Annotated in this window: 12 protein-coding genes and 1 riboswitch; of the genes, 4 read left to right on the plus strand and 8 right to left on the minus strand. The window is 42.2% G+C overall.

Annotation, left to right across the window (positions count from 1 at the left end):
* Positions 1–218: 218 nt before the first annotated feature.
* Positions 219–410, minus strand: coding sequence for a bacterioferritin-associated ferredoxin (locus OHT75_RS05160; protein ID WP_188840205.1), 192 nt, complete (start codon positions 408–410; stop codon positions 219–221).
* 189 nt (positions 411–599) lie between these two features.
* Positions 600–1,526 (minus strand): D-2-hydroxyacid dehydrogenase, encoded by a 927-nt coding sequence (locus OHT75_RS05165; protein ID WP_264725399.1) that lies wholly within the window; start codon positions 1,524–1,526, stop codon positions 600–602.
* A 54-nt stretch (positions 1,527–1,580) separates the two neighbouring features.
* On the opposite strand from OHT75_RS05165, the gene OHT75_RS05170 reads away from it, so the two are divergent.
* Positions 1,581–1,919: a DUF3392 domain-containing protein gene (locus OHT75_RS05170; RefSeq protein ID WP_264725400.1), complete on the plus strand. Its 339-nt coding sequence runs from the start codon at positions 1,581–1,583 to the stop codon at positions 1,917–1,919.
* A 559-nt stretch (positions 1,920–2,478) separates the two neighbouring features.
* Here OHT75_RS05170 and arcA read toward each other — a convergent pair.
* A complete protein-coding gene (gene arcA / locus OHT75_RS05175) occupies positions 2,479–3,195 on the minus strand; it encodes a two-component system response regulator ArcA (RefSeq protein ID WP_264725401.1) in 717 nt (238 codons plus the stop codon).
* A 607-nt stretch (positions 3,196–3,802) separates the two neighbouring features.
* Between arcA and OHT75_RS05180 the strand changes: the two genes are divergently transcribed.
* From OHT75_RS05180 to OHT75_RS05190, 3 genes are all read left to right on the plus strand, one after another.
* A complete protein-coding gene (locus OHT75_RS05180) occupies positions 3,803–4,228 on the plus strand; it encodes a DUF3293 domain-containing protein (protein ID WP_264725402.1) in 426 nt (141 codons plus the stop codon).
* 284 nt (positions 4,229–4,512) lie between these two features.
* A riboswitch (Lysine riboswitch) is annotated at positions 4,513–4,688 on the plus strand.
* Positions 4,689–4,767: 79 nt separating this feature from the next.
* The gene (gene lysC, locus OHT75_RS05185; protein WP_264725403.1) at positions 4,768–6,126 is read left to right on the plus strand and encodes a lysine-sensitive aspartokinase 3; all 1,359 of its coding nucleotides are present in this window, start codon (positions 4,768–4,770) and stop codon (positions 6,124–6,126) included.
* 7 nt (positions 6,127–6,133) lie between these two features.
* Positions 6,134–7,243 (plus strand): succinylglutamate desuccinylase/aspartoacylase family protein, encoded by a 1,110-nt coding sequence (locus OHT75_RS05190; protein WP_264725404.1) that lies wholly within the window; start codon positions 6,134–6,136, stop codon positions 7,241–7,243.
* 481 nt (positions 7,244–7,724) lie between these two features.
* On the opposite strand, the gene OHT75_RS05195 is transcribed toward OHT75_RS05190, so the two are convergent.
* From OHT75_RS05195 to OHT75_RS05215, 5 genes are all read right to left on the minus strand, one after another.
* Entirely contained in the window at positions 7,725–8,876 is a 1,152-nt protein-coding gene (locus tag OHT75_RS05195; RefSeq protein WP_264725405.1) for a site-2 protease family protein, read from the minus strand.
* A gap of 64 nt (positions 8,877–8,940) precedes the next feature.
* Positions 8,941–9,270 carry a DUF4144 domain-containing protein gene (locus OHT75_RS05200; protein ID WP_264725406.1) on the minus strand — a complete coding sequence of 110 codons (330 nt, stop codon included), beginning with the start codon at positions 9,268–9,270 and terminating at the stop codon, positions 8,941–8,943.
* Between the two features lie 49 nt (positions 9,271–9,319).
* Positions 9,320–10,984 (minus strand): DUF342 domain-containing protein, encoded by a 1,665-nt coding sequence (locus OHT75_RS05205; protein WP_264725407.1) that lies wholly within the window; start codon positions 10,982–10,984, stop codon positions 9,320–9,322.
* 157 nt (positions 10,985–11,141) lie between these two features.
* A complete protein-coding gene (locus OHT75_RS05210; protein WP_264725408.1) occupies positions 11,142–12,176 on the minus strand; it encodes a methyltransferase in 1,035 nt (344 codons plus the stop codon).
* A gap of 130 nt (positions 12,177–12,306) precedes the next feature.
* Positions 12,307–13,551, minus strand: coding sequence for an alkaline phosphatase (locus tag OHT75_RS05215; RefSeq protein WP_264725432.1), 1,245 nt, complete (start codon positions 13,549–13,551; stop codon positions 12,307–12,309).
* Positions 13,552–13,708: the final 157 nt, after the last annotated feature.

Genomic DNA, 13,708 nt, shown 5'->3' on the forward strand with positions numbered 1-13,708 from the left:
TATCGCGCGGTAGGAAAGCTCCTTTTTAGGGAGTGATATCAAATTCACCTTTTTCAGCAGGTGGACTTTTGACTTATTCGTTGTCAGTGATTGAGTTAATAACCTGAGTATCGGCTAAGTTATCCCAATAAAAATGATCTGGTTAATGAAGTATTACTGGTATTGTGATGAGTACTTCTCCACTCACCACAAACGATTGGTAGGATATAGTTGCAGTGTTAAGCCACTTCGTAAAAGTTTGGCTCAAATTCTAACTGAGTTTGGATAATCTGATTTGCCATTCTGGCACATTTACCACATTGATCTGCTACGCCTAAACGTTTTTTAACATCAGCTAATGAGCAATCGCCTTGGCGAACAGCTTCTTTAATTTGCTTATCTGTAATTGCATGACAAAGACAAACGTACATATTAGCCTCTACATTGAGTGAAATAAGTTATAAACAACACAGCGTTCTTCAATGAATCTAATTCTAAATGAAAACGGTTATCATTGGCAATAACTTTTGAGTAAAAATGATACATTTATCACTTTTACTCAGATTACCTTGTTATGGTGTGACGGTGGCAGGTTGTAAAATGAACACAATTTAGGGGGATTAATAACCCTTTTCAAAATCAACACGAAAATTTAAGGGTTGTTCATTGCGCCATAACGCATAATTTTGACTAAAAATATCAACAATTTGAACTGGAAAACTCGGTGCGGCAACATGTGGTGTGATTATCGCATTGGCCGCTAGCCAAATGGGATGATCGCAGGGTAAGGGTTCTTGATTAAAAACATCTAAAATTGCACGCTGTTCTGGCTTTAGTGCTAATTGTGCGGTTAATGCATCAAGGTCGAGTACATTGCCCCGTCCTAAATTGAACAATATCGCATCAGGTTTTAATTGGGCTAAACTCTGGCGATTGAGAATGTTCTGGGTTGCGGGAGTGTTTGGTAACACGCTGGCAATCACATCAGCTTGAGGTAAATGCAAACATAAATTATCAATTTTATCGACCAGATCAAAACCTGCGGTAGGGGTCCCTTGTCGATTAATGCCTGTAACCGTCATGCCAAAGTGTTTTGCGGTCGTCGCAATATGTTGTGCTATTGAGCCTGTGCCTAGCAATAACAGTTGCTTACCTTGAAGCGTTCTGTAATTACCTGGCTGCCACTGCTTTTGTTGCTGCAGTTGTTGGTAATGCTGATGCTGCCGATTATGAGCCAATAAATAGCCAAACAAATATTCACTCATTAAGGGGCCAAAAATACCGCGCACATTAGTCAATTGATAATCTCGACGTTGTTTCAGGGCCATCAACTTATCTACACCAGCAAAGGTAGACTGAAACCAACGCAGCTGTTTGGCATGGTTCAGCAACGGAGCCGCAAGTGCCGGCTCAGCAAACCAAATATTCGCTTCAGTGATGCTACTTGGACTGTCGTCCAAAATGACTAAATCCGTTAAATTGCGCTGTATTAATAAATCACGATAAAGCTCGTTTTCTCGTGTTAGCAATAGTAACTTATTCGCCATAACAATTGTCCACTGTTGATAGTAAAGCGTTGATAGCGCAATAGTAGATATGAGGTGTATTTGAATCAAATTATTTCGGTGTTAAATCAAGTGGCAAATTATATTTCGCCATGGATAAGTGAAGTGAGTACAGCCTTAGTTGCCTGTTTGATTGTGATGTTCGCAGTTGATATTAATCGTATTGTGAGAAGAGTGTTATCCGGTCAGGGGTTTATTGTCCGCACTTTGGTGTTTGTACTCATTAATGCCTTTGGTTATGGTTTAGCTATTGTTGCATTAAGCCCAATACTAGCAAGGCAATTAAGGCTACTACCAGGGTATTGGATGTTAGTAACCATATTGGGCAGTTTTATATTGTTAGGTTTTTGGGCGCAGAAAAACCGTCAGGTTTAATTTTCAGCCCCTAAACCACCTACTTCAGTAGGTGATTATCATCATCAATTAGGCTCTGCCTGACGTACGTTCAATAGCTGATTAACTCAAGTGATACGTGAGCTTTGTTAATGGTGCGGTACAAGCTTCTAAATCAGGGATGATTTAGTGGAGCCTATAGGGATATATTTACAGCGTCTGGTAACGCACGGTAGGAAAGCTCCTTTTTAGGGAGTGATATTAAAGCCACCTTCTGCAGAAGGTGGATTCTTTACTTTCAGCCCTAAATATAGCCTTATTAACTCAAGTAATGCGTGAGCTTTGCTAATAGTGCGGTACAAGCTTCTAAATCAGGGATGATTTAGTAGAGCCTATAGGGATATATTTACGGCGCCTTGTTAACGCACGTTTGGAAAGTTCCCCTTTTATGGAGTGATTTCAAAGCCAACTTCTGCAGAAGGTGGATCTTTTAGCTTTATTCACAGTCGCTACCTATGCCCGTTATGCGGTGATGGCTGCAGACATAAAAAAACCGAGCATGCATGCTCGGTTTTTCATTAGATCCTAATCAAATCTATAATTAGTCTTCTAATTGGCCACAAAAACGATAGCCTTCACCATGGATAGTGGCGATGATTTCTGGCGTATCAGCCAGGCTTTCGAAGTGCTTACGTATACGACGAATCGTTACGTCAACTGTACGGTCGTGCGGCTTAAGCTCACGGCCTGTCATTTTCATTAACAGGTCTGCACGAGTTAAAATTTTGCCTGGATTTTCAACAAAGTGAAGCATCGCACGGAATTCACTGCGTGGTAGCTTGTAAGACTCACCTTGTGGATTAACTAAAGAGCGGCTGTTGATTTCTAAGCTCCAACCATTGAAACGGTAGTATTCAACTGAACCTTTCTCTTCGTTGTCCGTACCAGCACTGTTTACGCGAGTTAATAAGTTGCGGGCACGAATGGTTAATTCTCTAGGGTTGAATGGTTTAGTGATGTAATCATCTGCGCCAATTTCTAAACCTAAAATTTTATCAACTTCGTTATCACGACCGGTTAGAAAAATTAAGCCGATATTATTGATTTCGCGAAGTTCACGAGCCAATAACAAACCATTCTTACCAGGAAGGTTAATGTCCATTACCACTAAGTTGATTTTGTTTTCTTGCATGGCCTTGTGCATTTCAGCACCGTCATTTGCTTCAGTAACGACATAGCCTTCAGCTTCAAAAATGCTACGTAAAGTATTACGTGTAACTGCTTCATCTTCAACAATTAAAATATGTGGGTTTTGCATAATAAGTTACCTAAAATAAAAATGATAAAATTCGTTATCTAGCATCGTTGCTAGCGTTGTTCGTATGCGCATTAGCACACGTTAAAAATCTCTATTATTGGGTGTTTAACTATGTCTACCCTGAACTTAAACACTCGCTCATTTGATATCCGAATGAGTTTTACACAAGCCGTTAAAAACGTCTTTGTCAAAAAAGGGTAATACCGCTGCTATATAGTGTGAACTTTAAATAGGTTAAAAGTTCCTGTAGATGTTCACTAAACCTATATATTGAGAGACAGGCCTTTAAAAGTAGAACATTTATTGCGCAACAGTAAAACTTTAGCTCAATAAATCACAAACCGAAACGTTACAAATTATCGCTAAAGTAAGCTTTTTGTGACGATTGATGAGCTAGTGATGACTATTGTACCCTTTTTTTGCATTTGTTAACAAATGAATTGTTAATAAATTTATTAACAAAGCTTTATTTAAGGGGGTGAGTGCACTTCATTCAATTGATTTTTAAGTGTTTTATGTTTTCTTCTTATTGTGACTGAAGTCACAAATCTTTCGCTATTTAAACCTATCTGCTACACTATTTTCGGCTTATTTGGTGAGATTTATTATGGAAAATGTTATCGACATGCTGTGGCAGAACTATCAAAAAACGGAGTTTTTGCTTACTCAGCCTCTATCCAGTGATTTTTCATTTGCAATTGTTACAGCGCATAACCCACTAGGTCATGTATTAACGCCTAGTCAAAACCGTTTAAGAGACAGGGCGTTGCAATCTAAAATTCTTGAATATCGCAGTCCATATCGTTGCTTGGTTGGTGCTGCACCCGATATGTCGCATATGGAAAAAAGTTGGGCCATATTTATAGATAAAGATCAGGCGCTTGAGCTAGGTAGAGAGTTTGGTCAGCACGCTATTTATTATGTCAATCAAGGCTTACTGTCGTTAGTCGCTTGCTTTGAACCTCATCGCGATGAGGTGTCTATGGGGTTGTTTGATCAGCGTTTGAAATTAGTCAGCGATCTTCCCGAATGAAACTAAATTGTGTTGACGCACATTTGTTAATTTTTATATGAGACAATAAAATTAACAAATGATCAGGGGTTTCTAATACCTATGACTGATTTACACTATCATCAGCACATCATTGATACCAATACCGCTTTAATTTGTCATTTTTATCCCGCTAATCATTCAGTCATAATTCCATTGTATATAACATAAAATAGTGCATTCAGTTTTTAAAACTTCAAGTTGATATTTTGTGCATTGACTTCGCTATAGGTTTATTGCTATTTTGCACATCCCTCCTTAACGGGAGGCACAGAAGAGGAGCGTTAACTAGGTAGTAAGCTTGAGGAAAACCAATTCCGATGACCGCTTACGAGGGAGATTAACGCCGAGATAAATCAAATTTGGTTATTTTATTTATCGGTCGTTCAGGTTGAATCCTGACGATTGTCACCTGTTTTTTTGGTGGAGAGCTTCTGGTGGTGATTGCTGTTTCCCTTCTTTAAGGGTGCGTTATCTTAGCACCAGGCTCTTCGAACGAAGTTTAGTTCGGAGCGTATTTCATGTCGTTAAATCAATTAGTTGTAGCCAAGTTTGGTGGAACCTCTGTTGCAGATTACCCTGCAATGAGTCGTTGCGCGGATATCGTTTTATCTAACCCTAATACCCGAGTTGTGGTGGTGAGTGCATCAAGTGGTGTGACTAATTTGCTGGTAGAACTCACCAGTGCCAATGTCAATGATGAGCGTCGTTTAAGTTTGTTAAAGCAAATCGCGCAAATTCAATATCGCATTATTGACGATTTAGGGCGCCCGCAAGATATTGCTGCGCAAATTGATAAATTACTTAGCCGGATGTCAGTGTTAAGCGAGTCATTGGTGCTTGATCGTAGTAAAGCGCTGATGGATGAATTGCTTTCAATGGGCGAACAATGTTCATCAGTGTTATTTGCTGCGGTTATCCGTGAAAAAGGCACCGCATCGAGTGCGTTTGATGTGCGTCAGGTATTACGTACAGATAGCCATTTTGGCCGTGCTGAACCGCAAATTGAACAAATTGCCACGTTATCGCGTGATTTTTTACAACCATTACTCGCTAATCAAGTGATTGTCACCCAGGGCTTTATTGGTGCGGATAATGAGGGGCGTACAACCACATTAGGCCGAGGTGGCAGTGATTATTCTGCGGCGCTCCTAGCCGAGGCGTTAACAGCCCATGCTGTAGAAATTTGGACCGACGTAGCGGGTATCTACACCACTGATCCACGTCTTGCGCCGAATGCGCGTCCTATTGCTGAAATCAGCTTTAACGAAGCCGCTGAAATGGCAACCTTTGGTGCAAAAGTTCTGCATCCTGCGACAATCTTGCCAGCTGTTCGTCAGAAAATTCAGGTGTTTGTCGGTTCAAGCAAAGATCCTCAAGCCGGTGGTACTTGGATCCGTCATCAAGTAGAAGATACGCCAGTTTATCGCGCAGTGGCATTACGTCGTGATCAAACCTTATTAAATCTTCATAGTTTACAAATGCTTCATGCACAAGGTTTTTTAGCTGAAACCTTTGCCACATTAGCCCGCCATAAAATTTCGGTCGATTTGATCACAACCTCAGAGGTAAACGTCTCACTCACATTAGATAAAACAGGTTCCGATTCAAGTGGTCAAGGCCTGTTAAGTGAGTCTTTATTACAAGAACTGTCACAGCATTGTCGTGTGCGCGTTGAAGACAAGCTAGCCCTAGTTGCTATTATTGGTAATAAAATTGCCTCAACTGCAGGTATTTGCAGTCGAGTATTTCAGGTATTAGAAAAACACAACGTGCGGATGATTTGTCAAGGCGCCAGTCCACATAACTTATGTGTGCTAGTGGATGAAGCCGAAGCCGCTCAAGTGGTTTTAGCCTTACATCAAAACCTGTTTGAGTGAGCCATTGATGAGCAAAGCAATACGAAGTGCACTGATTGTCGGTGAGCTTGCCGCAGGGCAAATGCTAAGTGTGCCTTTATTTACCTTTAAAGGTACAGATAGCAAGGCTCCGACAGTGTATGTTCAGGCCAATGTGCATGGTGCCGAAGTGCAGGGGAATGCGGTGATTTACCAGCTGATGACCCTGCTCGAAAACTGTCAGGTTTTAGGGGATATAGTGTTTGCCCCTCTAGCCAATCCTTTGGGAATTAACCAAAAAAGTGGTGAGTTTACTTTAGGTCGATTTGATCCGATTACCGGAGTTAATTGGAATAGAGAGTATTTAGATCATAGAGTTGATGTGGCTGCTTGGTATGGCGAACATCAAAATTTGCCTGATGCACAATTGATTCAGGCTTTCAAATCTATGCTAGTTGAAGCGTGCCAAAGCAAATTACAGCAGCCTTGGGGAGTAACTACAGGTCACCGTTTGGCGGTGAGTTTACAGTCATTGGCCCATCAAGCGGATATTGTGTTAGATCTGCACACGGGTCCTAAATCTTGTAAGCACCTTTATTGCCCTGAATATGATATCGATTCAGCTAAGTTTTTCTCTATCCCATACAGCCTAATTATTCCTAATAGTTTTGGTGGTGCGATGGATGAGGCGGCGTTTTGTCCTTGGTGGCAGCTTACTGAATATGCAGCGAGTCAAGGCCGTTATTTTGATGTCCCAGTGGCAGCGTTTACCCTTGAGTTGGCAAGTCAAGAGCGGATTGATATGGCTGATGCACTGGTTGATGCTAAAGGCATTATGGCGTATTTAAGCCATAGAGGGGTGATTAAAGAGGTAGTTCAACCCGCTGAAATGGCCCGTTATGGCTGTTACTTAAAAGATTATAAAAAGTTTCATGCACCGCAGTCTGGCATGGTCGAGTATTGCGCGACAGTGGGTCAACCTTTGAATTCGGGACAAGCCTTAGTTAATATGCTTAGACTTGATTTATACGGTTCTGACAAAGCGTTTACACCACTGAGTTTAGATAAAGACTGTGTGCCGATATTACACTTTGCATCTGCGTCAGTGCATCAAGGGACAGAGCTTTATAAAGTAATGACCAATGTGTTTGAGCTTTGATGTTGATGTTCGAACTTTATTGATGATGCAAGGAGTAAAGTTCCATATCACTTTGTCATTAAGAATTTAATTGTTATTGTATGTTGAGGCTTGATGTAAAGTTAAGCTTCAATCTCACTAATTGCCTGGGGCAGGCTTACGTGCAAGCACTTCTGTGACACAGCTATTACGTCCCTGTAAGCTCAACGATGGCATCCCTGCCATCGATGGTTACAGTGGCGCTTACACCTGATATTTTATATCTTCGATTTGGCTTCATTTGAAATAAAGCTCTTAGATCTTTGGCTGTTACTCTTAGCAATACTTGTGGTTAAGTCGAAGAGGAGAAAGCTCTGGTGCTGATGTGCCTGCGAGTATCCAAAACAAGGACGTTTTGGTTAAGCCCACAGTGACGTGCTTGCGGCGTCTCGCTAAGGCTTGCGGCAGGCAATGAGTAAACATGAGATATTAGTCTGAATTAACCGACTAAGTCATCCCCCAATTAACTCTTAAGTATCTCTAGCGGCATCCGCAACATGTCATCACCCGTACCTGCAACGAGCCAAATGATCGCAACTAAACTTCCTACGGTAAGCAAATACCAAATCGTTGAAAAAATCTGTCCATAACGGTCAAGCGGTAATAAATGACTATGATGACGTCCGCGCCATTCAAAAACGATTTCTAAACTGCCGATGAGCAGCAAGAAACCCAATAAGGCTAAACCTAAACTATAACTGACGTACACCCCAATGGCTGCGCCTACAATACAGGCAACTAGTCCTGTAAGGCTGTTCATTGAAAAACTGATGCTTTTTAAAATATGGCCACCGTCTAATGGCAATATAGGCAATAGATTAAACAGGTTGAGTAAAGCATTAAAGGCGGCTAATCCGGCAAAAAACACATTGCCAGTGAGCCAGTATGCGATCATACAAGCGATAGATAGGATTAATCCAAATGTTGGTCCCATTATAGAGATCACTACGTCTTGCCAGCGAGTGTTAATGCGTTCGTCGCTAAGGGCTAAACCGCCCATAAATGGGATAAGGTAAATCCCCTTGGTTTTCATGCCAAAGTGCTTCATGGCTTTAATGTGGCCATATTCATGAAATACCAAACAGGCAATGAGGGCGAGGGCGAACTCGATAGAAAATAACCACGAATAAGCTGCCACGCTGGCCCCAGCTAACATCGCTTTAACCACCTTTGCGCTTTTCAGTAGTTTAAAACCTAATGATGCTAAGCCAACCAAACTGATTTTGTTGACTTTAGGTGTCGGGATTTCAGGGACCTGCTGCTCAATGTCTTTGGTTGTTCGCTGGCCCTGAGTGACCTGCTCTTCATCGATTAATACACAATATTCCAGACTGAATGGCTGCCATTTAACATCGACTTCTAGACGGACGGGAATTTTTTTTACTTGAGCTTCAACAAGGCTGTCATTGAGTGGGGGCTGCGATAAAGCACCATCTGATGAAGGTGACGCAGGTTGTAATGTGAGTTCAAATTGATGAATGTTAAATATCTGGTTATCAGGGGAAGCCGATTTTTGGGACACGAGCTGATTGTCCCAGTATAACTGTTGCCAACCCGCCATTGAGCCTTCTAAACGCAATCGTTTACCTAGACATTCAATATTTAATAACTCCATGCACACTCTCAAGCTAACTCACTTAAATTCAGGCTATTTTGCCAGACGGCTCACAATAGCTCAATCAATCTAGCTGATCTATTATCGCAAAACCTTGTTCGAAGCTGGTAAATAGCAGTTTGCTGCTGCAGCAATGTCCCTGTAATTGAGCAAATTGTTGTACTAAAGGAATAAACTGGCTGACGGTTAAGTTACCTGAAGGGGTAAGATTGTGCTGATTAGTGTGCTGTGAAAATAGATAGCATTGGCCGCTACTGTCAATCAGTTGGTCTTGTGCCACAAGATGCATTGCGTCAGTAGCAAGGAAGTCTTGCCAGGCCCGAGGGCTTTTGATGTAGATAAGCTCATCGTGCAAATGCAGTTGCACGATGGCTGGCCAGTTTACATCATTCATGGCGGTGAAAACCAAGAGCAGAATATATCGTTATCATGAGGTGCGAAGTTTACTTGCTGTAGTCATAGCTGATTTCAGCGTTAATGTTTTTTACAACGCAGGGGCCATGCTCACGTTGAGTGCGGTTTTGGGCATTACCAATGTGTACCTCAACGTTAGCGAATATATTTCGGCCAGCTTTGATAAAATATTTGTCGTAGTAATCTTCGACTTCATTTTTAATTTGTTCGAATTCAATTTCTTCTTTTAAGCGTTCTGCGGCAATCTGATTTTTTTGGTCAAGCATCATTTTGACTTGCTCAATCATTCCTGCATCATTTTGCCATTCTTTTTTAGGTGGCAGTTTTCTTAATCTTGACTCGATATCAAGACCCGCGACAACTAATTGTTTAACGCTTTCATCTAATGCTTTTAAGGTCTGCTTTAGCTCTTGCTGCTGCATACCGCAAAATAATTCGGTTTTTGTACCAGCCGTTGCACCGAAGGCAATCGCGTGAATGCCTTTGGCTGCGGTTGCTTTGCCACCGACTAAGTCACCCCGCTTTCCAGTTGTATCACTCACGGTAATGGTGCTGCCAGATTCTGAATGGCTATGTAATAACTGCTTAGTGACCAGAATTTCGTCTTGGGCTTTTAGCTCTGAATATTGTACAAACTGAGCACAAATTTGTCCTTGAGCTGAAATTTTGGTACTTAATTCATGATCTTTAATTAATCGACCTATTACGCCTTTACTCACAATGACATCGCCATCGGCTTCAAGGGTGGCTGAGTCGACAAAGCCCATGACAGTAATGTCTCCGGTGGACTTCACTTCCATACCTTCGTGGACATCGCCAGTGATTAAAATACTGCCTTTAAAATCAACATGACCGTATTTAACATCGACATTTTTAATTTGCAATACGTCATCGACCTGCATGCCTTTGCGGTTTTCGACCGGCTGGCCAGATACTGTGGCAATGAGTTTATTGGCATCGCTAGGGTGTAAAGCTGTGCCATCACCGGGGATCATTAACTTATCTTTGCCGGGTATTTGATTTAAGATATCACCATGCACGTTATAACCGGCAACGCCTTCGGTAGCGGGCTGTTTAATCATTAAAACATCATTAGGCTTTACGGTAACCAGCGCGCCGAGGTTTCGCATATCCACCGAGCCATCCTCACGTTCCTGAGGTTGCAATAGTCGTTCACGAGCTAAAGGAACTTTACGGGTCAATATAGCGTGTTCGCCATTTACGGGCGCTTTACCTATGGCAATTTCACCTTCGCAACTTTCACCTGGTGGTAAAATATCTAGCCTTTGCATCAGTGCCATGATTTTAGGTTTACTTAACCCCATTTTAATTTTATGGCTTTTAAGCGTGTTCAATACATCGGCTAATACAATGTCTTTTCCGCCCCATGCCGAGGTAATGGTCATTGAGGCATGCATTTTGTCATCGCTGATTTTAATCTTGATGGTGCCGTCTTTACGTTCAGCTATTGTGAAAAAAAGTTCGTGATTACCAGGGTTTTGGCCACAAAGGGCGTTAACTTCATTAACCGCTTTATCAATGGCTGGGGTAATGGGGAACAGCATCGCAAATTCAGGTTGCTTCAGTAACTGAGTGATATCCTCAGTTGAAATCGGCCCGTGAGTATTTGGGGTAAGCCTCAGCTCTACCTTTGATTGGTCTGCACTAAATACGGCTAAAGTAGGTTCTAACATAACATCCTTGGTTTATTCTTTTTATTTGAGATATTAAGTTTGATAAATATCAATGTAGCCTAAATCTAGCCGAATTCAGCTTGAGAATCCAGCATCTAGGCTTTTAGCTATGCGTCATGTCGTATTTTATACCGTGCATTGGTCGGTGCGATTGCCATTAGGCTTTCTGCAAATACAATTTATACTTGTTGTTTTCAGCGAGCACATTGACAGAGCCAAAAGCTTTGGCAATGTTATCGGCATAGGGTAAATGTCTATTGGCCACTATTTGCCACACCCCTTTGGGTTTTAAACGTGCGGCGCTTTGGCTAACAAATGCATTGGCGATCGCAAAGGTGCTATCTAAACCATCATGAAAGGGGGGGTTAGAAATAATGCCGTCAAAGTTATCGCTGATTTGGTTAAACCCGTCAGAGGGGTAAACTTTAGCCTGCATATTGTTGGCTGCTAAGGTTAACTGACATGACGCCAAAGCCATGGCGTTGATATCGATACACTCAATGCTCAAATGTGGGTATTGTTTTAGTAATGCCACCGTAATTACGCCTGCGCCGCAGCCAAAATCTAATACCCGGCCATTGAGTTGTGGCAGGTGAGACAGCAACAATTCAGTGCCAAGGTCGAGTTTTTTCTCGCTAAAGACCCCAACAAAGTTACAAATCGTGATATCACCTTGCGGTGTCGATAGGGTGTATTCGCTAATCCAATCTTGCATCATTAAGTCGGGTGCTGGGCCGGTTAAAAAGGCACGGTAAAGTAAACTGTGACGCGCATTATCAAGCTTGATAGCTGGACTGAAAAAATCGGGTAACAATTTGCTAATGGATTTAATTCCGCCTTTGTTTTCACCCACTACAAGTAATAAACCTTCGTCTTCAAGGTGGTTGGCCGCAAGGGTAAATAAATAGTCGGCTAAAGGCTTAGCTTTGGGGAAATAGACGATAACACAGTCAAACTTTTCGGTGGCAAGTGCCTCGGGCAATTTGTGGCCAAAGTAACAACGTAGGTTGTCATTTGCTAAAGGGGCTAATGTTAGATGATGGTGATAGTCTAACGCTAGGGCTGTCACCTGTTTGGCACTTTCTAGGCACTGCTGCGCTAACGTATCTGACTCATAATTAATGATAAGCAGGTTAAGACCGGCAAATTCGTCGCTTTTTCTTAATATTAATTGAGATGGATTTGTTAGCACCTTGACCTACTTAAATTTTTATTGAAACAATTAAAAAGTGAAGCGACAGATGTCGCTTCAAAGTTAATTTTACTGGCTATTTAGCTGTACCCATTTTCAAGCATACTGCTTTACAGGCAACTTCAGCGCTTTATTGCGCGGAGGTGGGCAAAAGGCTAAAAATTTTGTTGGCAATATCGGTATTGTCTTGGTGTCCTGAAAATAGTTTGGCCCCTGGACCTGCGGCAAATACCTGTACATCATCACCCGTGTGGCCTTCCGTAGTCCAACCTGTGTTTGAATAAATGTCAATAAGCTTACGCAAGGCTATCGCCATGGCTTCATTACCTTGCATACGGGCATTGGTCAGTGTGGCAAACTCTTGAATTTTAGGTTCAAAACCGAGTAAGTTGCTCACTATAGGTCGCCATTCCTGTGCGGCAATCGCTTGTGCTGCAATCATATCAGGGCTGGCTTTTACCCGATGCAGCACTTCCGGTTTCCACACATATTCTCCATTGACACCCACAGATAAACCACCAGTGTTATGGTCTGCGGTGACTATCATCAGGGTATCTTTTTGTTGACGAACAAATTGCTCAACCACTTCGATACTGTGGGCAAAGCCGTCCATTTCAGCCATGGCCGTCGCAATATCGTTACTGTGACCTGCCCAATCTATTAAGCTGCCTTCAACTAGCAGTACAAAACCATTGGGGTTTTGAGACAATAACTCAAGTGACTTTTGCGTCAGTAAACTGAGTTGATTGGCTTGCTTATCATTGATAACCCAGGGTAATTGTACATCTGCCAATAACCCCAACACTTTAGGCGTGGTAACAGAGTTAAGTTGGCTCATTTCTGTGATGTGCTGGTAACCTTTGGCGGTGAATTTGCTGATCAGCTCTTCAGAAAAGTAACGCTGTCCACCCCCTAAAATCACATCGGCATCGGTATCAAGATAGCGCTCAGCAATTTCGGTGTAGTTTTTGCGACTTTCATTGTGGGTTAAAAAGGCCGCTGGTGTGGCATGGTTTACCTGTGAACTGACCGCCACACCTGTAGATAATCCCAGCGCTTTGGCTTTTTCAAGTAAGGTGGCAAGTTCACGTTTTTCCACATCAACACTGATCGCGCCATTGTAACTTTTAAAGCCTGTCGATAAAGCCGTCGCCGCTGCTGCAGAGTCTGTCACATAACCACTCACGGTCGCTGGGTAGGTGCTTGCCATGCCAACCAGAAGACGGTCAAATACTGTCTGCTCAACTTCTTCGGTTTCAGGGTTGTCTTTATAGTAACGGTATCCCGAGGTATAAGCAGGACCCATCCCATCGCCTATCATGATAATGATATTTTTAGGGCGAGATTGAGAAATGTTTTGGGTATTATTTGCCATAGCAATCGCCGCAGGCGTACTGGCTTGGGCTTGCTTATCCGTTGCTAAGTTATCGTCATTAGCGCTGACATTTGCAGTAACTAATTGGCTAGATGCCAAAACGAATGCAGCAATAAAACCACGGTAAGTGTTTAAAAACAGCATGAATATTCCTGAT

This window comes from Shewanella subflava, assembly GCF_025971955.1.
Lineage (GTDB): Bacteria > Pseudomonadota > Gammaproteobacteria > Enterobacterales > Shewanellaceae > Shewanella > Shewanella subflava.